This is a genomic window from Nocardia sp. NPDC127606 (genome assembly GCF_042671725.1).
Taxonomy (GTDB): domain Bacteria; phylum Actinomycetota; class Actinomycetes; order Mycobacteriales; family Mycobacteriaceae; genus Nocardia.
Genome location: NZ_JBHXWQ010000001.1, coordinates 419,271 through 440,473, shown reverse-complemented (window position 1 = coordinate 440,473; position 21,203 = coordinate 419,271). Strand labels below are relative to the sequence as shown.

At 68.1% G+C, this 21,203-nt stretch carries 19 protein-coding genes; 15 read left to right on the top strand and 4 right to left on the bottom strand.

What is annotated here, in order from left to right:
- The first annotated feature begins 86 nt into the window (after positions 1-86).
- The 3 genes from ACFVJ5_RS02095 (at position 87) to ACFVJ5_RS02085 (ending at position 5,112) form a co-directional block, all read left to right on the top strand.
- Positions 87-635, top strand: a complete 549-nt coding sequence (locus ACFVJ5_RS02095; protein ID WP_379218074.1) for a pyridoxamine 5'-phosphate oxidase family protein — start codon at positions 87-89, stop codon at positions 633-635.
- Positions 636-2,647: 2,012 nt separating this feature from the next.
- The gene (locus tag ACFVJ5_RS02090) at positions 2,648-3,685 is read left to right on the top strand and encodes an alpha/beta hydrolase (RefSeq protein ID WP_379218073.1); all 1,038 of its coding nucleotides are present in this window, start codon (positions 2,648-2,650) and stop codon (positions 3,683-3,685) included.
- On the top strand, positions 3,682-5,112 hold the full coding sequence (locus tag ACFVJ5_RS02085) for a wax ester/triacylglycerol synthase family O-acyltransferase (RefSeq protein ID WP_379218072.1): 1,431 nt from the start codon (positions 3,682-3,684) through the stop codon (positions 5,110-5,112). Before ACFVJ5_RS02090 ends, ACFVJ5_RS02085 begins: the two co-directional genes overlap by 4 nt.
- Positions 5,113-5,206: 94 nt before the next feature.
- Here ACFVJ5_RS02085 and ACFVJ5_RS02080 read toward each other — a convergent pair whose 3' ends face one another.
- A complete protein-coding gene (locus ACFVJ5_RS02080; RefSeq protein WP_379218071.1) occupies positions 5,207-5,905 on the bottom strand; it encodes a hypothetical protein in 699 nt (232 codons plus the stop codon).
- 110 nt (positions 5,906-6,015) lie between these two features.
- Between ACFVJ5_RS02080 and ACFVJ5_RS02075 the strand changes: the two genes are divergently transcribed.
- The 12 genes from ACFVJ5_RS02075 to ACFVJ5_RS02020 all read left to right on the top strand — a co-directional run bounded on the left by ACFVJ5_RS02075 (position 6,016) and on the right by ACFVJ5_RS02020 (position 18,403).
- Positions 6,016-7,062: a FecCD family ABC transporter permease gene (locus tag ACFVJ5_RS02075; RefSeq protein ID WP_379218070.1), complete on the top strand. Its 1,047-nt coding sequence runs from the start codon at positions 6,016-6,018 to the stop codon at positions 7,060-7,062.
- 74 nt (positions 7,063-7,136) lie between these two features.
- Positions 7,137-8,219 carry a FecCD family ABC transporter permease gene (locus tag ACFVJ5_RS02070; RefSeq protein ID WP_379219747.1) on the top strand — a complete coding sequence of 361 codons (1,083 nt, stop codon included), beginning with the start codon at positions 7,137-7,139 and terminating at the stop codon, positions 8,217-8,219.
- Positions 8,216-9,040, top strand: a complete 825-nt coding sequence (locus ACFVJ5_RS02065; protein ID WP_379218069.1) for an ABC transporter ATP-binding protein — start codon at positions 8,216-8,218, stop codon at positions 9,038-9,040. Before ACFVJ5_RS02070 ends, ACFVJ5_RS02065 begins: the two co-directional genes overlap by 4 nt.
- A gap of 62 nt (positions 9,041-9,102) precedes the next feature.
- Complete coding sequence (locus tag ACFVJ5_RS02060; protein WP_279537543.1) at positions 9,103-9,492, top strand: BlaI/MecI/CopY family transcriptional regulator; 390 nt, start codon at positions 9,103-9,105, stop codon at positions 9,490-9,492.
- Positions 9,493-9,556: 64 nt separating this feature from the next.
- Positions 9,557-10,495 carry a M56 family metallopeptidase gene (locus tag ACFVJ5_RS02055; protein WP_379218068.1) on the top strand — a complete coding sequence of 313 codons (939 nt, stop codon included), beginning with the start codon at positions 9,557-9,559 and terminating at the stop codon, positions 10,493-10,495.
- Between the two features lie 255 nt (positions 10,496-10,750).
- The gene (locus ACFVJ5_RS02050; protein ID WP_379218067.1) at positions 10,751-12,202 is read left to right on the top strand and encodes a DEAD/DEAH box helicase; all 1,452 of its coding nucleotides are present in this window, start codon (positions 10,751-10,753) and stop codon (positions 12,200-12,202) included.
- 119 nt (positions 12,203-12,321) lie between these two features.
- Complete coding sequence (locus ACFVJ5_RS02045) at positions 12,322-13,182, top strand: DMT family transporter (protein WP_379218066.1); 861 nt, start codon at positions 12,322-12,324, stop codon at positions 13,180-13,182.
- A gap of 51 nt (positions 13,183-13,233) precedes the next feature.
- Positions 13,234-14,670 (top strand): GuaB1 family IMP dehydrogenase-related protein, encoded by a 1,437-nt coding sequence (locus ACFVJ5_RS02040; RefSeq protein ID WP_379218065.1) that lies wholly within the window; start codon positions 13,234-13,236, stop codon positions 14,668-14,670.
- A gap of 285 nt (positions 14,671-14,955) precedes the next feature.
- Positions 14,956-16,311 carry a hemolysin family protein gene (locus ACFVJ5_RS02035; protein ID WP_379218064.1) on the top strand — a complete coding sequence of 452 codons (1,356 nt, stop codon included), beginning with the start codon at positions 14,956-14,958 and terminating at the stop codon, positions 16,309-16,311.
- Positions 16,304-17,368 (top strand): hemolysin family protein, encoded by a 1,065-nt coding sequence (locus ACFVJ5_RS02030; RefSeq protein ID WP_379218063.1) that lies wholly within the window; start codon positions 16,304-16,306, stop codon positions 17,366-17,368. Before ACFVJ5_RS02035 ends, ACFVJ5_RS02030 begins: the two co-directional genes overlap by 8 nt.
- A 142-nt stretch (positions 17,369-17,510) precedes the next feature.
- Positions 17,511-17,882, top strand: a complete 372-nt coding sequence (locus ACFVJ5_RS02025; protein ID WP_379218062.1) for an ArsR/SmtB family transcription factor — start codon at positions 17,511-17,513, stop codon at positions 17,880-17,882.
- Positions 17,879-18,403 (top strand): SRPBCC family protein, encoded by a 525-nt coding sequence (locus ACFVJ5_RS02020; RefSeq protein ID WP_379218061.1) that lies wholly within the window; start codon positions 17,879-17,881, stop codon positions 18,401-18,403. The genes ACFVJ5_RS02025 and ACFVJ5_RS02020 overlap by 4 nt, the downstream gene beginning before the upstream one ends.
- Before the next feature lie 12 nt (positions 18,404-18,415).
- Here ACFVJ5_RS02020 and ACFVJ5_RS02015 read toward each other — a convergent pair whose 3' ends face one another.
- Genes ACFVJ5_RS02015 through ACFVJ5_RS02005 form a run of 3 tightly spaced genes read right to left on the bottom strand, consistent with a single transcriptional unit; the run spans position 18,416 to position 21,084 of the window.
- On the bottom strand, positions 18,416-19,084 hold the full coding sequence (locus ACFVJ5_RS02015) for a TetR/AcrR family transcriptional regulator (protein ID WP_379218060.1): 669 nt from the start codon (positions 19,082-19,084) through the stop codon (positions 18,416-18,418).
- Between the two features lie 42 nt (positions 19,085-19,126).
- A complete protein-coding gene (locus ACFVJ5_RS02010) occupies positions 19,127-20,236 on the bottom strand; it encodes a hypothetical protein (RefSeq protein ID WP_379218059.1) in 1,110 nt (369 codons plus the stop codon).
- Positions 20,233-21,084 (bottom strand): SDR family oxidoreductase, encoded by an 852-nt coding sequence (locus ACFVJ5_RS02005; protein WP_379218058.1) that lies wholly within the window; start codon positions 21,082-21,084, stop codon positions 20,233-20,235. Before ACFVJ5_RS02005 ends, ACFVJ5_RS02010 begins: the two co-directional genes overlap by 4 nt.
- Positions 21,085-21,203 lie beyond the last annotated feature (119 nt).

The following is a 21,203-nucleotide window of genomic DNA, read 5'->3' as shown; positions in this document are numbered from 1 at the left end:
GCGGACACCGTCGCCCGACCTCGAACGCTTGGCCGCCTCGAGTAGACCCTGAGTCCGTCCGAAGCCCACCCGGGCACGGTGAATTCATGACTCACACCGTGACCGACAGCCCCGACCCCTCGGGGACCAACCGCACCCGCGCCCACGTGCACACGTTCGCCGATATCAAGCCCGACTTCGACGCCATCGTCGGCGCCGTCAACTACGCGACCATGACCACCGTCGACGCCAAGGGACGCCCACGCTCGCGCGTCCTGATTCCGGTGTGGGAAACCGAAACCGATCACCCGGTCGGCTGGCTCGGAACCTACCGCACGCCGGTGAAGGCCGCCCATATCGCGGGAAATCCGCATGTGACGTTTTCCTATTGGAGCCCGGCACAGAACACCGTCGCCGTCGACGCGGTTGCCGAGTGGACCGATGATCCCGGCGAGCGCGCACACGTGTGGGACCTGTACCGGCACGGCAGTCCACCCGGTGCCGGCTACGACCCCGGGCAGTTCTGGCGGGGTGCCGACGACCGAGCCTTCCAGGTACTTCGCCTCACCCCGTGGCGCATTCAGGTACTGCGGCGGCGGGATCTGGTCAGCGGGATTCCGGCACGCCTCTGGCGCGGCCAACTCCAGGGGGATTGACAGGCCCGGCGGCGAACGCGGCCGTTCATCGTCGGATCTGACGGGATTGGACGTCTGTACAGGTCACGGCGCGATCCTTCGTGACAGGTACCAAGACCGACCGGCACTTCCATCGGGAAGGATCTCTGCCCGAATTGCGCGAATCGGACGATTTCCTTGCCGAAGGAAATGAGCGGAGCTACGTTACCCACATCACAACAGAGATCTGATTGTGATCCACATCCCGGCCGACGGTACGCCTATTTTCCGGCGGGATGCTTACCGATCATGCAAGGAGATTCACCATGGGTTCGCTGACGGAAATAATGATGGCCGCAATTGCGGGACTGGGTTCCATGGTCGAGGGCGACGGCCTTCTCGCGGCCTTCCTCGGCTCGGTCGAGGCCTTCTTCCCGTAAACGCGCCACCCGACGAAACACGTCCGAACTCGCCGACGAGTTCGGTAATTAATTCATCACCCGAGGAGAAAACGCATGGGATCCCTGTACGAATTGATGGCAACCGGCGCAGGCAGCTTGAGCGACGCCGTCCTGCCTTTCATTCAGGCGCTGATCACGGTCAGCGGCGGTACACCGACGCCGGGTAAGTAATACACGGCAAAACAGTCGGGGGCGGGCCGTTCACGGTCCGCCCCCGACCCATTCCTACCCACCACCCACGCCCGTGTCAACGCGTCATTTTGATAGCTGACCGACATGATTCCCGCCAGCCCGACATCGGAAAAAAGAGGATTGCCGGCGTCAGCACGATCGCCGGGCATCCGACATCAGGGCGAACCGCTCGACAACAGGCAGCTACGACCCGGCAGCCGTTTCGGCCGAGACAACCTGAACCCCCATCGCGGAGCTGCGACGCACAAGCCATGAACTCCACCCGCCCAGCTTCGCGGAACAGCCGCAGATCAGACCATCCATCGCCGAAATCCATCCCCCTTGACACGCTCGCGGCGAACGAGGACGTTCACAGCGAGATGCCTGTTTACTGTGCCAGACAGTCGCAGTAACTACTGGTCACACGCAGTCCGACCGAGGATGGCGGCAATCGCCGAGCAGCTTCCATCAGGAATGAAAAAAATGAACGATTCACGGTGAGTGAAACATCGTCTTGCCACACATCTGAGACGGAGATACGTTACCGGCATCACATCAGTTACCGATGGTGATAACCCCCCGGACCGAGGGGACCACCCCAGTTCCGGGGGCTGGACAACAGCGCAAGGAGATACATCATGGGCTCATTCGATGAGCTGCTACTCGGCGTCCTGGGCGGAATGGCGTCCGCGAACTCGGGCGACCTCCTGCTCGGGACTTTCCTGGGCTCGGTGGAAGCGTTCTTCCCGTAACCCGACAACCCGTCGGCACCGTCGATTCAGCCCAGATGCCGAATTCCCCATATTCAGGAGTAACACGTGGGATCCTTTTACGAATTGTTCGCGACGGGCATGGCCAGCCTCGGCAACGGCGCGCTGCCGTTCGTCGACGCCCTGATCAGCCTGAGTGGCGGCACGCCCCTCGGCGGCGCATAGCCACTGGCCGAGCGGGCGATCGCCGTCGATTCCCGACACCGTCACCGCGGTTTATCCCGCTGTGATCAGACCTTTCACACCGAGCAAGGAGATTCACGATGGGTTCACTGACCGAGATCATGATGGCCGCGATCGCGGGACTGGGTTCCGCGGCCGAAGGCGACGGCCTGCTCGCCGCCTTCCTGGGTTCGGTAGAAGCCTTCTTCCCGTAACCCGGCCCTCATCGGCACTTCGGCTCGTCCACCGAGCCTGATCCACCTCACCACCAGGAGTTAGACATGGGTTCCCTCTACGAACTGACGCAGACCGGCGCCGGCAGCCTCAGCGACGCGGCGCTGCCCTTCATCCAGGCGCTGATCAGCGTGAGCGGTGGCACACCCACCCCGGGCAAGTAGATCCAGCGCAGGTAGTTCAGCGCGGGAGCGGGGTCGGCCACAGTGTGGCCGGCCCCGCTTCCGCCCCGAGAAGTCAGCAGGCTCGCAACACCATGAAGAACGAAATGCTCCGCGCGATCATGTCGGCCGTCTGCGTCCTGGCTGTGGCCTCGACGCCCCTGATCGTCGGCGGCGCGCAGGCCTCGGCCGCGCCCGGCGCGCACCTGGTGAGCCGGACGCAGTCCGACCAGGTCGCCGATATCAGCGTCTACTCCCCCGCCATGGATCGCACGATCGCCCTGCGGGTGCTCCGGCCGGTCGACACATCGACCCCGGCACCGACGCTGTATCTGCTCAACGGCGCGGGCGGCGGCGAGGATTCGGCCAACTGGCCCGGTCAGACCGATGCCGGTGGGTTCTTCGCGGACAAGCACGTCAACGTCGTCATCCCGATGGAAGGCGCGTTCAGCTACTACACCGACTGGCGGCGACCCGACGCCGGCCTGGCGAAGAACCTCGAGAACAACGGCAACAACATGTGGACGACGTTCCTCACCCAGGAGCTGCCGCCCGTGATCGACGCGGCCTTCGGCACCAACGGCGTCAACTCCCTCGCCGGGATCTCGATGGCGGGAACCTCGGTCCTCGATCTGGCGATCCAGGCGCCCGACCTGTACCGCAGCGTCTCCGCCTACAGCGGGTGCGCGATGACCAGCGATCCGATCGGCCGGGCCTTCGTCTCCCTCGTCGTGCGGATGGGCGGCGGCAACACCGAGAACATGTGGGGTCCGGAGACCGACGCGGCCTGGCGCGAGCACGATCCCTACGTGCAAGCCCATCGTTTGCCGAATATCCCGATCTATATTTCCGCGGGCACCGGATTGCCGGGACCACACGACACGTTGTCGAATCCGCGCGTGCATATCAACGGAAAGAATCCGACCTCGATTCTGACGAATCAAATGCTCGTCGGCGGGGGCATCGAGGCCGCGACGGCGTATTGCACCGCGAATTTGGCGCAGCGGACCCGAGAACTCGGCCGCACGAATATCACCTACAACATCCGGCCGACCGGTACTCACTCGTGGGGCTACTGGGAGGACGACCTCCACGCGTCCTGGCCGATGATGGCGACAGCCCTGGGCATATGAGCGCCGAACTCCGGGTGCGCTCCCGGCGGCTGAGTCCGCGCGACGCGGTGTTCGTCTACGACGAGACCGACCGGCATCTGTCGAACATCGTCGCGGTCTACTTCGCCGACGCGTCGGGCCACGCCCCGCTGACGATCGAGCGGGTACTGGACTGGGCACGCGCGAGCATCGGGCACGCGGAACTGTTCCACCGGCGCTTGCGGCACGTCCCGATGGACCTCGATCTGCCCTACTGGGAGCCCGACCCGACCCTGTCCGTGCGCGACCACGTCAGCCTGGACATCCCGGGTTCGTGGGATGACGCCCGCGCCCGGATCGCCGAGATCACCTCCGCCCGAATGGATCTGACACGACCACCATGGGAGATCCATGTGCTGGACCGCGTCGAGGGCGTACCGGCGATGCCGGGCACGACCACCGTCGTGGCGCTGAAGTTCCACCACAGCGTCGGCGACGGCGTCGCGACCCGGGCACTCGAGCGGCGACTGTTCGGCACGGAGCCCGCGCCCGCGATCCGGCTCGACCAGCCGCGGCCGCTGACCACCGCCGTGCGCACCGCGGGCGCGCTCGCGGCGGCGCCGGCGCGCTTCGTCGCCGGTCTGCGCCGTGCGCGCAAGGCGCAGGACGAACTGCGGGCCCTGATCGATGCGGGCACCGTCCACGATCCCGTCGCCGAGCGCCCGGCCACCCGATTCAACCGGGACATCGACGCGGAGCTGACCTTTCACCTGTCGCCGATCCCGATGCTCGAGGTGCTCGCCGCCAAAACCGCGGCGCCCCATCGGGTCACGATCAACGACCTGATGCTCACCGCGATCTCCGGCGCACTGGCCGCCTACCTCGCCGAGCACGACGAAACGCCCGACGGCGCGCTGGCCGCCATGGTGCCGATGTCGATGCGCGGTGTCGCCGAATGGGATTCGGCGAATCAGCTCAGCCAGATGATCGTCGACCTGCACACCGATATCGGCGACCCGATCGAGCGGCTGGCCGCGATTCAGCAGTCGGCGGGCCGCGCCAAACAGCGCACCGCCGACCCGGTGGTGCAACGCACCGACCGGCGGGTGGAGACCGCGCCCGCGTTACTCCTGCGCGCCGCCGGATGGGCAAGGGCGCAACGGCGTTTCGACGACGCGGCGACGGTGCCGTTCTGCAACACCACGATCAGCAACGTGCCGCCGGTGACCGACACCCTGGTCTTCTGTGGCAGGCCGGTTCGCCGAGCGGTCGGGTCACTGCCCATCCTCGACGGCGACGGCCTGCGTCACCTGATCACCTCGCAGGGTGACGAGATCGTCATCGCGGTCACGACGAACGCCACGATGATGCCGGACCCGGAGCATTACGGCGAGTTGATTCTCGCCTCGTTCCGCGCACTTGCCGCCGCCCTGCACACCCTCGGGAAAGTGGCGCCTACCAGCGCGTGAGCGGCGGCCGCCCGACCACGCCCGCATACGCGATCACCGAATTCGCGCGGCGGATACCGGCATGAGATCCTGGTGATCAACCGTCCAGATCTGGCTAGCGCTGCAGGCAGCTGCTGCGGCGCACCGGGAGGCCGCGTTCCTCGAAGGCGCCGAGCAGGAGCTGGCCGCGGCGCGCGCCCGCGGAGACATCGGCGCGTGCCAGATCGGGAACGTAGGTCGCCGCGCCGATGACGGATTCGCCGACGAGGGTCCAGAAACGGCGAGCGGGCAGACCGGAGCAGCGAGTGAGGACCGATTGCAGCGGGATCAGCGACGACGCGCAGCGTTGGGCGAGCCAGACCGCCATGGCGGCTTCGCAGGGGAAGGCGACCGCGCCCGGCTCGGGATCGCAGTCGACGACGCGAATCGTGGTGTCGGTCAAGCCCGCCCAGTCGATGCCGCCGTCGTTGTCGTGGTGGATCCACAGGTTGTCGCGACCGGGATCCCACGCCTGCGCGTCCATCACGAACAGTGCCGTGACGCGGCCCGCCACGGCGTGGATGAGCGCGGTGGCCACCACTTCGGCGGCGATCTCGTCGTTGATCATCTCCGCGGCGTGACGTCGGTACATCAGCTCGACGCGACCCTCGGACAGCCCGTTGGGCACATGCCACCATCGCCGTTTGCCCTGCCCGCTCATCGCCGCGACGGCATACACGCGCGGATGCTCGGGTTGCAGCGATTGCAACCTGGCACAGGCGCGGTCGAACGCGGCGGTGGTGCGGGAAGTAGCGGTGGTGACGGGCTCGGACATCGAACCTCCTCGAACGTTGGTTCCCGTGACGATGATGTCTCGGAACATAGGTTAGGCTTACCAGACTTCACAAGTCGTGTCCGGTTTCGAGGCAGGAGAAGTTCGTCGCCGTGATCCACCCTGGCACCGTCAGACGTCGTCGTCTGACCGGGCTTCTGCTGCTCGTTGTCTTGCTCACCGTGGCGGTGGTGGCGAGCATTGCCATCGGCACCCGCTCGCTCGCACCCACCACGGTGTTCGACGCCGTCACACACGCTTTCGGCTGCGACGGCGGCCCGTTCCGATGCCCGGCCCGCTCCACCGCCGAGGAAATCGTGCGTGAGCTGCGTCTGCCGCGCACCGCATTGGCCCTGTTCGCCGGGATGGCGTTGGGCGTGGCGGGCGCGCTCATCCAGGGGTATACCCGGAATCCGCTCGCTGATGCCGGATTGTTAGGACTGAATGCGGGCGCGGGCTTTCTGGCCGCGCTGAGCATCTTTCTGTTCGGGTTCACCGCACCCGCGCAATACATCTGGTTCGCCTTCGCCGGCTCGGCGATCGCGGGGGTGATCGTGTTCGGGGTCTCCTCGATCGGCGGGGGCAAGGCGAGCCCGTTGAGCCTGATCCTGGCCGGCGCGGCGGTCACCGCCTTCCTCCAGGCGATGACGAACGCGATCATCGTGCTCGACAACGCGGCGCTCGATACCTATCGGTTCTGGGTGGTCGGCAATGTGGCCGGGCGCGAAGCGGAAGTGTTCTGGGAGGTCCTGCCGTTTCTGGTGATCGGCATCGGCATGGCCATGGCCGCGGCGCCCAGCCTGAATCTGCTGAGCCTCGGTGACGATGTCGCCCGCGGACTCGGCGTCGACGTCACCCGGGCGCGGGCCTTCGGCCTGTTGGCGGTGGTGCTGCTCAGCGGCGGGGCGACCGCGGCGATCGGGCCGATCGCGTTTCTGGGGCTGGTGGTTCCGCACATGGCCCGGACCATCACCGGACCGGACAACAAGTGGCTGATCCCCTACTCCGGGCTCCTCGGCGGGCTGCTGCTGCTCGTCGCCGACGTCGCCGGACGGGTGATCGCCCGGCCCGGTGAACTCCAGGTCGGGGTGATGCTGGCCGCGATCGGCGCGCCGTTCTTCATCGTGTTGGTGCGTCGCAAGAAGTTGGTGGCGCTGTGAGTGGGGTCGAGGTGGGCAAGGCCGCCGACCGGGTTACCGCCGAATCCCCGAGCGCCGACCGAGCGGATCACGCGGTGACCGAGCTGCGCCGGGTGCGCCCCGCGCTGCGGGTCGGGCCGGTGTCGTTGGTGCTGCGGCCGGTCGTGTTCGGCATCGTGGTGGCATTGGCGGTCGCGGTGTTCGCACTGTTCTGCCTGGACATCGCCGTCGGCGATACGCATATCCCCCTGGGACGCGTACTCGACGTGCTCGGCGGCGGCGGCACCAGATCCCAGCGCTTCATCATCATCGAATCGCGATTGCCACGGGCGCTGACCGCCGTGGTCGTCGGAGCCGCGCTCGGATTGTCGGGCGCGCTGATGCAGTCGATCCTGCACAACCCACTGGCCGGGCCGGACGTCCTCGGCATCACCACCGGCGCCAGCGTCGGCGCCGTCGCGGTGCTGGTCGGCAGCGGTGGTGCGACGACCGGCCTGGTCGCGACCGTCGGAGCCCCGATCGCCGCGCTGACCGGCGGCCTGTTGACCGCGGTCGTCATCTATCTCCTGGCGTGGGGTCGCGGGGGCGGCGGCGAGCGTGGTGTCACCGGGTTCCGGCTCGTCCTGATCGGCATCGGCGTGAACGCGGTCCTGATGTCGGTGATCAGCTGGCTGCTCACCCGTGCCAGCCTGACCGATGCCGCCCGTGCCCAGCTCTGGCTCACCGGGTCGCTCAACGGAGCGGACATGTCGAAGGTCGTGCCCGCCGTCATCGCGCTGTCCGTGGTGACCGTGGTGTCGCTGGTGTCGGCGCGCACGCTGGCCGCGCTGCGTCTCGGCGAGGACTCCACCCGGGTGCTCGGTGTGCGGATCCAGTCGCAACAGGCGCTGCTCATCGGCGCGTCGGTGGTGGCGGCCTCGGTGGCGACCGCGGCTGTCGGGCCGGTCGGATTCGTCGCCCTCGCCGCACCGCAGATCGCGAGAATGGCGCTGCGGACCGCAGGCGAGCCGCTGATCGCCTCGGCGTTGACCGGCGCCGCACTGGTCGCGGGGGCCGACGTCATCTCGCGGGCGCTACTGCCGGTGGACCTGCCGGTCGGTATCGTCACCGCCGCGCTCGGCGGACCGTTCCTGCTCTACCTGCTCGTCCGCATGAATCGGAAGGCCACGCTCTCATGACCAGCCCCGCCCACCGCCTCGCCGCCGACGCCGTTTCCCTCGGCTACGGCGAGCGAGTGATCGTCGACGAGCTCAGCCTCGACATCGCGCCCGGCGTGGTCACCACGGTCATCGGCCCCAACGGCTGCGGCAAGTCGACACTGCTGAAATCACTGGGCAGGCTGCTGCGCCCCAGCGCGGGACAGGTCGTCCTCGACGGTAAGGCCATCTCGTCGATGAAGACCAAGGACGTGGCCAGGGTGATCGGCATGCTGCCGCAGACTCCGGTCGCGCCCGAAGGGCTCACCGTCGCCGACCTGGTCGCGCGGGGACGTCATCCGCATCAGTCCTGGTTGCGGCAGTGGTCGGCCGACGACGAGACCGAGGTCGCGGCCGCGCTGGCCCAGACCGGTATCGCCGACCTGGCCGACCGGACCCTCGACGAACTCTCCGGCGGCCAACGCCAGCGCGCCTGGATCTCCATGGCCCTGGCCCAGGGCACCGACATCCTGCTTCTCGACGAGCCGACCACCTACCTCGATCTCGCGCACTCGCTGGAAGTCCTCGACCTCGTCGACCGCCTGCACGCCGAGTTCGGGCGCACGGTCGTGATGGTGCTGCACGATCTCAACCTCGCCATCCGCTACAGCGACGAGCTCGTGGTGATGCGCGCGGGCGCGATCGTCGCGCGGGGCAAACCGGCCGACATCGTCACTGCCGAGCTGCTCGCGGAGGTCTTCGGGCTCGAGGCCACCGTTCTGACAGATCCAGTCTCGGGGCGGCCGATGATCGTCCCGATCGGGACCCGGCACGTGCGCGGCGCGGTCGGGTATGACGAATGACACACAGCAAACACCCCGTTACGACAATCTGTAGTACGCATGTTTGTCGTTGAGGCCGTAAAATCGGTGGGATGGCAGGTCTCGGCGAACTCGAAAAAGCGGTCATGGACCAGTTGTGGTCGGCCGATGAGCCACTGACGGTGCGGCAGGTCCACGAAGCGCTGGCCGCGCGGCGCGAGCTCGCGTACACCACAGTGATGACGGTGCTCCAACGTCTGGCGAAGAAGGACCTGGTGGTTCAGCGACGCGACGATCGCGCGCATCGATACGCACCGGTTCACAGCCGCGACGAATTGGTCGCGAGCCTGATGGTCGACGCCTTGCAACAGGCCGACGCCGCAGGTAGTCGCGCCGCGGCGCTGGTGCACTTCGTGGAGCAAGTGGGCAAGGACGAGGCCGATGCGCTGCGCGAAGCACTCGCCAAGCTCGAATCCGACGAAAACAGCGGCTAGACTCCCTGGCGGCTCTCACAATGGAGTGAGCGCCCCTGGCCCCACAACGCAGTGAGCAGAGTCGATGAACGCAACCGCGGCAGTCTTTGCTGGTCTCGCCTTGCTCCTCGCAGGGCCCGTACCAGCGCTGCTCAGTCGCGCTACCTGGGTCCACCGCAGCCCGCGCGCGGCGCTGGTGTTGTGGCAGGCGATCGCGCTGGCCGCTGTGCTCAGCGCCTTCGGATCCGGGCTGGCCATCGCCAGCCTGCTGCTCGTCCCCGGCCCCGACGGTAGGCCCACCACCTCGCCCACCCAGGAGATCGACGCGCTCGGTCTGCCGCTGTGGACGCTGTACGTGCTGGTCTTCGCCCTGACCCTGATGGTCGGCGCCCGGCTGATGTTCTCGATCGTGCGCGTCGGTGTGCACACCCGGCGCCGCCGCTCCCGTCATCGCATGCTGGTCGACCTGCTCGATCAGAGCGGTCCGATGCGCCGCGCCGCCGACATCCGCGTGCTGGCCGCCACCGAACCCATCGCCTACTGCCTGCCCGGCCTTCGCCAGCGGGTCGTGATCAGCGAAGGCACGCTGACCAGCCTCGACGACTCCGAGGTCACCGCCATCGTGAGCCACGAGCGCTCGCACCTGCGCGCACGCCACGATCTGGTGCTCGAGGCGTTCACCGCCGTGCACGAGGCCTTTCCCCGGGTTGTCCGCAGCAAGGCCGCGCTCGGCCAGGTGAAACTGCTGATCGAACTGCTCGCCGACGACTCCGCGGTGAAGGTCACCGGCCCCAAGCCGCTCGCCCGCGCCCTGATCGCCTGCGCCAAATCCACCGCACCACAGGGGGCGCTCGCCGCAGGCGGACCGACCACTCTGATCCGCATCCAACGACTCGCGAGCACCACCGGAGACGTGAGAGTCGCCACCGCCGCCTACCTCGGCTCGGCCGCGATTCTGGTCGTGCCCACACTGGCCGTCGCGGTGCCGTGGCTGCAGGAGCTCAACCGGCTCTTCCACGGCTGACCTGGCGATCCGCCGCCAGTTATCCCCCGCGCGTCCGGCACGACAACCGCCCCATCGCTCCCCGATTCGCGGCGGCACAGACCTTGCCACAACCGCTTCGCTGACCAGCCTGTTTACCCACCCGAGCCCGAACACGCCTATCCTGGGAGACCGGTCCTTCCTGCTGGGCCGCACCCCGCTCACGCCGAGGCGCGTATTCGGGTAATCGGCGCCGATCATCGTTCGGCGCGATTCGCAGCCCAACGAAAGGCCACCTTGACCAACTCTGCCGTGCCCAACGAACCGACCTTCGCCGAACTCGGCCTGCCCGTCGAACTGGTGCAGACCCTGCGCAACGCGGGCATCGACAAGCCCTTCCCCATCCAGGCCGCCACGATCGGCGACGCTCTGTCCGGGCGCGACGTGCTCGGTCGCGGCCCGACCGGCTCGGGCAAGACCCTGGCCTTCGGCCTGCCGATGCTGACCCGCCTGGCCCAGGGTTCGCCCTCCAAGCCCGGCCGCCCGCGCGGCCTCGTGCTGGTACCGACCCGCGAGCTGGCCACTCAGATCGAGAAGGCCCTGGAAGACGCCGCCCGCTCGCTGGGCCTGCGCGTGGCCTCCGTCGTCGGTGGCGCACCGATCAAGCGTCAGGCCGATCGCCTGGCGCGCGGCGTCGACCTGCTCATCGCGACCCCCGGCCGTCTCGACGACCTGATCAAGCAGCGCAACGCCGACCTGTCGGACGTGTCGATCACCGCGCTCGACGAGGCCGACCACATGGCCGACATGGGCTTCCTGCCCCAGGTCACCCGGCTGCTCGACCGCACCCCCAAGCAGGGCCAGCGCCTGCTGTTCTCGGCCACCCTCGACGGCGACGTGGACAAGCTGGTCAAGCGCTACATGCACAACCCGGTGACCCACTCGACCGCGCCCGCCGAGGCCTCGGTGAGCACCATGACCCACCACCTGCTCTACGTGCGCGACAAGAACATCAAGCGCACCGTGGCCACCGAGATCGCCGCGCGGGAGGGCCTGACCATCATGTTCGTGCGCACCAAGCACGGCGCCGACCGCCTGGCCAAGCAGCTGCGCGGCGCCGGTGTCGACGCGGGTTCGCTGCACGGCGGCAAGGCCCAGAACAACCGTGTACGCACCCTGGCGGCCTTCGCCGACGGGTCGGTGCCGGTGCTGGTCACCACCGATGTCGCCGCGCGCGGCATCCACATCGACGGCGTCTCGCTGGTCGTGCACTTCGACCCGCCCGCCGAGCACAAGGCCTACCTGCACCGCGCGGGCCGCACCGCGCGCGCCGGTGAAGACGGCGTCGTGGTCACCCTCGTCACCGACGAGGAGCGCAAGGACGTCGCCGCGATGACCCGCAAGGCAGGCGTGCGCACCGACGGTGTCGACGTACGCCCCGGCGACCGGAACCTGGTGGAGATCACCGGCGCCCGCAAGCCCAGCGGGATCGCACTGGCCGCGCCGGTCGCCCCCGCGCAGCCGACCCGCTCGGCGAACGGGGGCGGGCGTACTCGTCGTCCGCGCACCGGTGGCGCTCCGGCCGCCGAAGCGGGACGTGGTGGCGCTCCGCGCCGCGAGCGTCCGGCGCACGAGCCGCGCACCCGCGCCGGTGGACACGCCCGCACGGGCGACACGCCGACGAATTCTCGTCGTCGCGCCGCGCGTCCGGCCGCTCCCGCCGTGCACCGCAACCGCACGGCAAACTGAATCAACGCGTGGCCGAACCGATTACGGTTCGGCCACGCGCCTGTTTCCAGGTACCCGAACACCGCGACTCCCGTTCGTAGATCAGCGCCGACGAGGGCCGGATCCCGCACACTGAGCCGGTGACGAACCACGAGATCGCCACCATCGTGTGCGCGCTGATCGCGGCCATGTTGATCGCGCTGGGCGCCGTAGCGCAGCAGCGGGCGGCCGCGGCAGTGCCCGAAGGCACGTCCCTGCTCGGCGGACTGCTCCGCAGCCCACGCTGGTGGTCCGGAATCGTCGGCGACACCGGCGGTTACGCGATGCAGGTTCTCGCGCTCGCGTTCGGCGCGGTGCTGGTGGTGCAACCGATTCTGGTGAGCGCCTTGGTCTTCGCGCTCCCCCTGTCCGCGCGACTGAACGGGCAGCGCATCACCGCGCGCGCCGCCACCACCGCGCTGATCCTCGTCGCGGCGCTCGCGCTGTTCCTGATCGTGGGCGATCCGACAGCGGGCGAGGACACCGCACCCTTCCGGGAATGGTTGGTGCCCTTGGCGATTCTGCTCGGCGTCATCGTGGCCGCGACCGTCGCCGGGCTGACGATCAGCAGCCGATCGGGACAGGCGCTCGCTCTCGGTCTCGCCGGTGGCGCGCTGTTCGGAATGGCCGCCGCACTCACCGATCGCGTGGTCACCCTGTTCGGTGACGGGATCGGCGCGGTGCTCGGCGGGTGGCAGACCTGGATGCTGGTGGCGGCGGGACTGCTCGGCGTGTACCTGCAACAGCGCGCGTTCCAGGCCGGGCCGCTGTCGGCCTCGCTCCCCGCGGCGACCATCGCCGAACCCTTGGCCGCCGCGTTCCTCGGTCTCACCGCTCTCAACGAGCATTTGCGCACCAGCGGTCTCGGACTGGTCGTCGTCGGCGTCTGCGTCGTGGTGATGTGCGCGGCGACCGTGGCCCTGTGTCGCACCAGAGCGGTCACCGCCGAGCCCACGCGCTGACACGTCGCGGGATTTGCACGCCGCGGTGCTCACAGGGCTACTATCAATCAAGTGCGATTTCTTCCGGGACCCCAGCCGCCGTACGACCTGACCTACGACGACCTCTTCCTGGTCCCGAACCGGACCGATGTCGCGTCCAGGTTCGATGTGGACCTGGCCAGCGTCGACGGGACCGGTACCACCATCCCCCTCGTGGTCGCGAACATGACCGCGGTCGCGGGCAAGCGGATGGCCGAGACCGTCGCTCGCCGCGGTGGCATCGTGGTACTCCCCCAGGATTTGCCCATCCCCGCGGCCGCCGACACCATCGCGTTCGTCAAGAGCCGCTCGCTCACCGCCGACACCCCGGTCACCCTCGACCCCGATCGTTCGGTGTCCGACGCGGTGGCGCTGATGCACAAGCGCGCACACGGCGCCGTCGTGGTCGTCGAGGGCGGCAAGCCGGTCGGCGTGGTCACCGAGGCCGCCTGCGCCGATGTCGACCGGTTCGCGCGCCTGCGCGAGGTGGCGTTCACCGATTTCGTCCAGGTGGCCGTCGAGGCCTCCCCGCGCGACATCTTCGACCGCCTCGCCGAAGCCCACGCCCAGCTCGCGGTGCTCACCCACCCCGACGGCACCCTCGCGGGCGTGATGACCCGCACCGGCACCGTCCGCGCCGGCATCTACACCCCCGCGGTCGACGCGAACGGCAAGCTGCGCGTCGCCGCCGCCGTCGGCATCAACGGTGACGTGGCCGCCAAGGCGAAGGCCCTGGCCGAGGCGGGAGCCGATGTGCTCGTCCTCGACACCGCGCACGGCCACCAGACCAAAATGCTCGAATCCCTGCGCACCGTCGCCGATCTCGGCCTCGGCCTGCCCCTGGTCGCGGGCAACGTGGTCTCCGCCGAGGGCACCCGCGAGCTGGCCGAGGCGGGCGCGACCATCATCAAGGTCGGCGTCGGCCCCGGCGCCATGTGCACCACCCGCATGATGACCGGCGTCGGTCGCCCACAGTTCTCCGCCGTGGCCGAATGTGCCGCCGCGGCAAAGGAACTCGGTGTGCACGTGTGGGCCGACGGTGGCGTCCGGCACCCCCGCGACGTGGCGCTGGCGCTGGCCGCGGGTGCGTCGAACGTGATGATCGGTTCCTGGTTCGCCGGCACCTACGAGTCCCCCGGCGACCTGCGCATCGACCGCGACGGCAACAAGTACAAGGAAAGCTTCGGCATGGCGTCCAAGCGTGCTGTCGCCGCCCGCACCGCCGCCGACAGTAGCTTCGACCGCGCCCGCAAGGCACTGTTCGAAGAGGGCATCTCCAGTTCGCGGATGCGTCTGGATCCCGAGCGTCCCGGCGTCGAGGATCTCATCGACCACATCTGCTCGGGTGTGCGCAGCTCGTGCACCTACGCCGGTGCTCGCTCGCTGCCGGAATTCCACGACAAGGCCGTGCTCGGCGTCCAGTCCGCCGCCGGCTTCGCCGAAGGTCGGCCGCTGCCCAGCGGCTGGTGAACCTCGCCCGCAGCGGCCGATCGAACCCTTCGATCGGCCGCCGTCGGGATGCCGGGGGCCGCGCCGCTGACACATCATGGTTGGGCACGGATTACTATGGAGTTGCCGATCACGGCACATGCTCCACTCCCGCCTCGAAAGGATCCAGTTGTCACCCGCGTCCAAGGGCGCCACACAGGAGGGCTCCTCTACGGAGCCGGGTGACAAACCCGGCGTCCTCCTTTCCGCAGCGTCCGTTCGATCCCCCGGTTTCCCTCCCGCGCCCCCACTCGGGTGGTGCTGAGGATGTCCATCGTTCTGACCGTGCTCAGCCTGCTCGGCTTCGTCGCACTCACCCTCGGAACGGCACTGTTCGTCGCCGCCGAGTTCTCCCTCACCGCACTGGAACGCAGCACCGTCGAAGCGGCCGCTCGTGAAGGTGACACCCGGTCACGGCTGGTGAAACAGGCCCATCACACCCTGTCGTTCCAGCTCTCCGGCGCCCAGCTCGGCATCACCATCACGACGCTGATCACCGGCTTCATCGCCGAACCCGTCCTGGCCCGGTTGCTCGATCCGCTGTTGCACGGCATCGGGTTGAGCGAAAACGCTTCGCACGGCATCGCCTTGGCGCTGGCCCTGATCATCGCGACCTCGCTGTCGATGATCTATGGCGAATTGGTGCCCAAGAACATCGCGATCGCCGAGCCGATGAAGGTCGCCCGGCTCACCTCGGGCCCGATGATCGGCTTCTCCGCCCTGTTCAAGTGGCTCATTCGTTTTCTCAACGGTGCCGCCAACTGGGTGGTCCGCAGGCTCGGCATCGAACCCGCCGAGGAACTGCGCTCGGCCCGCTCGCCCCAGGAACTCGGTTCACTGGTACGCACCTCCGCCATGCGTGGCGCGATGGATCAGCGCACCGCGCAGGTGATGGACCGCTCCCTGGAATTCGGTGAGCGCAGCGCCGAGGACCTGATGACACCGCGCGTGAAGGTCGAGTCGCTGGACCGCCACGACACCATCGCCGATCTCATCGCCGCCGCGGCGCGCACCGGCTACTCGCGGTTCCCGGTGGTCGACGGCGACCTCGACAACACGCTCGGCGTGGTGCACGTCAAGCAGGCGTTCACCCATCCGGGTGAGCTGCGCAAGCAGATTCCGCTCAGCGACCTCGCCGTCGCGGTGCCGATCGTGCCCGCCAGCCTGGACGGCGACGAAGTCCTCGAGCGCGTCCGCGCCGACGGCATGCAGGTGGCCCTGGTCGTCGACGAATACGGCGGCACCGCGGGCATGGTGACCATGGAGGACCTGATCGAGGAGATCCTCGGCGACGTGCGCGACGAGCACGACGAGGAGGAGCGCGATGTGCGCCGGGTCTCCGACGGCTGGGACTGCTCGGGTCTGATGCGCATCGACGAGGTGTCGCGCGCGACCGGCTACGACGCGCCCGAGGGCGAATACGAAACCCTCGGTGGTCTGGTACTGGCCCAGCTCGGCCGCATCCCGGTGACCGGTGACGAAGTGGTGCTGCCCGCATCCCGCGGTTCCGGGGGCGGCTGGATCGCCCGGGTGGAACGGATGGACGGACGGCGCATCGACCGGGTGCGGTTGATCCCCGTCGACGCGGCCAACCTCTCGGCACGGGAGAACGCTCATGGGTGACCTGTTCGGAATCTTGCTGACCGTCGTCCTGCTGGCGGGCAACGCGTTCTTCGTCGCCGCCGAGTTCGCCCTCATCTCCGCCCGCCGCGATCGGCTGGAAGCCCTTGTCGCCCAAGGCAAGAAGAAGGCCCAGACGGTGATCGAGGCGGGCGAGAACCTGTCGATCATGCTCGCCGCGGCTCAGCTCGGCATCACCATCTGCTCGATCCTGCTCGGCCGCGTCGGTGAGCCCGCGATCGCGCACCTGATCGAGCGCCCGTTCGAACTGCTCGGCCTGCCCGATCAGTTGCTGCACCCGGTGGGCTTCGCGCTCGCGCTCACGGTGGTGGTGATCCTGCACATCCTGCTCGGCGAGATGGTGCCCAAGAACATCGCCTTGGCCGGTCCGGAACGCTCGGCGCTGCTGCTGGTGCCGATCCACCTGATGTGGTTGCGGATCGCGCGACCGCTGATCGCGCTGTACAACCTGGCCGCGAACATGACGCTGCGGATGATGCGGATCGAGCCGAAGGACGAGCTCGACGCCACGGTCTCGACGGTGGAACTGGCCGAGATGATCGGCGAATCCCGCTCCGAGGGGCTCCTCGACGAGGAGGAACACCGCAGGCTCACCCAGGCTCTCGGCACGTCCGACCAGGTCGTCGGCGATGTGATGGTGCCGTTGGCCCAAGCCAGGTCGGTGCCGCTGATCGGCAACGGCACCACCCTCGGCGAGGTCGAGGAAGCGGTGTCCGAAACCGGCTTCTCCCGCTATCCGGTCGCCGCCTCCGACGGTTCCCTGGTGGGTTACCTGCACATCAAGGACGTCCTCGACGAGGTCGCCGACGACAACGCGGGCCCCGACACCGTCATCCCCCGCACCGATATCCGCCCGCTGCCCACGGTGAGCACCGGAACTCCGCTGTACGAGGCGTTGGCCCGGTTGCGCCGTACCAGTAGCCATCTGGGACGGGTGGTCGACAGCCGCGGCAACACCGTCGGCGTGGTCGCCCTGGAGGACCTGATCGAAGAGTTCGTCGGCACCGTGCGCGACGGAACCCACCGCCTCGCCGAATAGCCCGATCTCGTACTCGACGCCACACACGCTCCGGCGCATCGCGAAACGGCCCGACCGACTGGTCGGGCCGTTTCCGTGTTCCGAGGCCACCACCAGCGGTTCACTCTTGACTATTGGTAACTCATCGGTTACCAATTAAGGGGTGGACGTGTTCGAAGCACTGGCCGACTCCGTGCGCCGCGACCTGCTCGAACGGCTCGCCGGCGCACCCGCCAGGGTCGTCGATCTCGCCGCGGAATACCCCATCAGCAGGCCGGCGATCAGCAAACATCTCCGGATCCTCACCGATGCGGGCCTGGTCTGCGCCGAACCGCACGGCCGCGAACGCCACTATCGCCTCGCCCCCGCGGGGCTCACGCCGTTGCACGACTATCTGGAAAAACTACGACCGCCACAGCCGCCGATTCCGGAGCACGCGCTCGACGGTCTCGACCTCGAAGTCCGCCGCACCACCCGGGAACGCCGAGCCACGACCAGCACCGACAGCGACAGCGACAAGGAGCAGACCGCATGACCACACCCACCGCGACCGGACACCGCCGCGACCTCGCCGACGGCATCTACTGCGAATGGACCCGAACCTTCCGCGCACCGATCGAGGACGTCTGGGCCGCCGTCACCGAGCCGCAGCGACTGGCACGCTGGCTCGGCACCTGGACCGGCGACCCGGCGTCGGGCGAAGTGAAGTTCCAGATGATCTTCGAGGGGGAGATGCCCCCCGAGCGATTCCGGATCGACGAATGCGATGCCCCGCACCGGCTGCGGGTCACCACATCGATGCCCTACGACGGGGAGAACCCCGAACACTGGCAGCTGCGCCTCGACCTCACCGAGGAAGGCGGCGTCACCACCCTGACCTTCGCCCAGAACGTGCCCGACCCCACCATGGCGGAGAACGTCGGACCGGGCTGGGACTACTACCTCGACCGTCTGATCGCCGCCGAGGCCGACCGCGACCCGGCCACGGTGAATTTCGAGGACTACTACCCCGCGCTGTCCGAGCACTACCGCGGGGAATTCGGACGCGCCGACTGATCGCGGACTCGGCTATACCTGTTCGCCGGGTCGGCGCTCGAGGGTCCCGAGGCCGTGGATCAGGATGCTGACGGCGACGTCGATCAGTTCGTCGAGCGGCAGCGGTGTGTCGGCGAGCGTCCAGTCCACCATCAGCTCGGTCATACCGCCGGCGAACAGCATCGCCGCGATCGCCAAGCGATCGGTGGCGGGTATATGGAAATAGGTGTCGGCGAAACCGGCGATCAGCTGGGCGAATTCGTGCATGACCGCGCGCCGGTGCACCTCGAGCTCGGCGCTGACTCCGACGACCTCGATGAAGATGACGCGGGCACGGCGCGGGTCGGCGGCCACGGTCCGAACGAAGGCGTCGACACTGGCGTGAGCCTGGGGAGCCAGATCGGGCTCGGCCCCCGCGAGCGCCGCCAAGGTCGCGGCGCGGACCTGTTCGATCTGACCGTCGTAGACCGCGCGCAGCAGCGCCTCACGATGAGTGAAGGACTCGTAGAAATACCGTTCGGTCAAACCCGCGTGGTCGCAGATCTTCTTCACCGAGGACGCCGGATAGCCGATGGTGCCGAACAGTTCCAAGCCGGCCGCGAGGAGAGCGGCTCGACGCTCAGCGCTTCGACTCGCCTTGTCCCGTCCGCCGTAACGGCGCGACGGAACTCGGTTCTCGGACGGAGCGTCGGTCTCGGTCACTGTCCTCCCGCATCCGGCTACCTGATCTAGAAGGTCTCCATCCTAGTCATCGGCCCGCGGCGGGATCGCGATCGTCCCGTAGTCGAGTCCGCCGTGGGTGAAGGTCGGCACGACCGGCCACTGCCGCTTCCAGTTCGCGCATTCGGAGGAGGGAACGACTTGCAGCCAGCGCGGATCGCGCGGTGACCGGGAAGCCATGGTCTTCTCCTTGACCATGGAATCGTACTGATCCAGCGAGTCTTCGAGAGTGTTCGCGTTGAGGACGACTTCGCGGCCGTAGAACTGCGCCTGCTGCCGGACCCCGGGAATCTTGGACAGTTCCGGTTGCCAGCTGTCGGCGGCCATCCCGTTCTCCGAGGACACCCACACACCGTCGGGCGTGTTCACACACAGCGAGTGGTTACCGTCGGTGTGGCCGGGTGTCCACAGCAGGCTCACCCCGATACCCAACTCGACGTCACCGTCGAGGACCCGCAGTCGCTCGGCGGGGACGCCGTCCATGCCACCGTCGACGTACCACGCCCACTGCATCGGGTGCACCGATTCCAGCGTGCCGAGTTCGGTGCGCTGCACGAGCATCCGCGCGTTCGGGAACAGCGGGTCACGCGGGCCCGACTCACCGTCGATCGGCTCGTCGCTGCCCATGATCATGCGGATGTCCTGCACATGCAGATGGTCGAAGCTGACGTAGTCGACATCCTCGTTGCGCAGGCCCAGGCGGGGCAGCACCGCCTCGGGATCGTTGTAGTACTTGACGAACAGCGATTCCGCGCGCAAGGTGCGCGAGAGTTTCTGCAGCTTCGCGTAGAACGGGGCCTTGCCCGATCCCGCCGCGACGGTGGGCTCCCAGACCAGCGTTCGGAGAGCGCCGTCGAATCCCTCGAATTGGACCACGAACATGCGGTTGATGATCGAGATCATCGGGTTGGGGCCGATCGAATAGCCCTGGAAGGCGAATCGCTGCGGATACGGGGCGGCGGCGATGTCGAAGCTCTTGACCGCCCGCACCTGCCCCTGCCGGAGGAACCGCTCGCGGTAGCGGAGCGCGCCTTCGCGCACCGCCTCGAGCCGGTCGCCGCGCGGCCACACGTCATGGACACCGGCGAACTCCGGTATCGGCCGAATATCGCCGAGCGCGTCGGTCGTGGTCATTTCGGGGTTCCTGTCGTAGGCGTGGACGGAGGTTCGGTGGGGTCACAGACCTTGTGTTCGTAGTCGGCCCGGCTCGATGAATCATTTACGGCGGCAACTTGATCCGGAACCATGCCGAGAAGGACACGGTCGCGCAGGGCGGCCGGGAGGACGTTCACCGCGCGCAGCAGCGGTCCGATGTAGCGGGGCACTGTCACCTCGAATCGAGGGTGTTCGATCGTCCGGGCGACGGCGCGGGCGACATCGGCGGGCTGGAGCAGCGCCACCGCGCCGGTGTCGGTGCCGGTCGCCAGTTCGGTGTCCACCACGGTCGGCATGACCACCGAGAGTTCGACCCCGCTGCCGCGCAGTTCAGCGCGCACCCCGCTCAGGTAGCCGAAAACGGCGTGCTTGGTCGCGGCGTAGGAGGACTCACCGGGCGGGGCGAGCTTCGACGCGGCGGAGGCCACGGTGACGATGTGCCCGGCGCCGCGGGCACGCATGGCCGGTGCGGCGAGGGTCACCCCGTTGATGACGCCGTGCACGTTCACGTCGAACTGGCGCCGCCGGGCGGCCTCGGGTTCCCGGTCGAACGGGCCGACCCACATCACCCCGGCGTTGTTGACGAGCACATCGAGTGGTCCCCACTCCTGCTCGACGGCGGCGAGGAACGCCGCGAACGAATCCCGGTCGGCGACATCGAGGCCGAAGCCCCGCACCCGCGCACCCAGTTCGGTGGCGGTGGCGCGTGCCGCCGATTCGTCGATGTCGCCGATCGCGACGCGCGCACCCGCGCGGGCGAGCTGCGCGGCGATCTCCCTGCCGATCCCACGGGCGCCGCCGGTCACCGCGATGACCTGCTCTGTCATTGGCTGTCCCTCTTTTGACATGAAGTCATGTCAACAAAGTACAGGACCGTCGAGCCTTTTGACATGAGTTCTTGTCAGTTGCCCTGTTGTCCGAGCATGATGCAGCCGGTCGCGTAGCA

Coding starts and splice junctions, on each gene's coding strand:
- ACFVJ5_RS02090 (WP_379218073.1), top strand. CDS start 2,648: ATGAAGAACGAAATGCTCCGCGCGATCATGTCGGCCGTCTGCGTCCTG.
- ACFVJ5_RS02030 (WP_379218063.1), top strand. CDS start 16,304: ATGGGTGACCTGTTCGGAATCTTGCTGACCGTCGTCCTGCTGGCGGGC.
- ACFVJ5_RS02085 (WP_379218072.1), top strand. CDS start 3,682: ATGAGCGCCGAACTCCGGGTGCGCTCCCGGCGGCTGAGTCCGCGCGAC.
- ACFVJ5_RS02020 (WP_379218061.1), top strand. CDS start 17,879: ATGACCACACCCACCGCGACCGGACACCGCCGCGACCTCGCCGACGGC.
- ACFVJ5_RS02095 (WP_379218074.1), top strand. CDS start 87: ATGACTCACACCGTGACCGACAGCCCCGACCCCTCGGGGACCAACCGC.
- ACFVJ5_RS02010 (WP_379218059.1), bottom strand. CDS start 20,236: ATGACCACGACCGACGCGCTCGGCGATATTCGGCCGATACCGGAGTTC.
- ACFVJ5_RS02035 (WP_379218064.1), top strand. CDS start 14,956: ATGTCCATCGTTCTGACCGTGCTCAGCCTGCTCGGCTTCGTCGCACTC.
- ACFVJ5_RS02005 (WP_379218058.1), bottom strand. CDS start 21,084: ATGACAGAGCAGGTCATCGCGGTGACCGGCGGCGCCCGTGGGATCGGC.
- ACFVJ5_RS02080 (WP_379218071.1), bottom strand. CDS start 5,905: ATGTCCGAGCCCGTCACCACCGCTACTTCCCGCACCACCGCCGCGTTC.
- ACFVJ5_RS02055 (WP_379218068.1), top strand. CDS start 9,557: ATGAACGCAACCGCGGCAGTCTTTGCTGGTCTCGCCTTGCTCCTCGCA.
- ACFVJ5_RS02065 (WP_379218069.1), top strand. CDS start 8,216: ATGACCAGCCCCGCCCACCGCCTCGCCGCCGACGCCGTTTCCCTCGGC.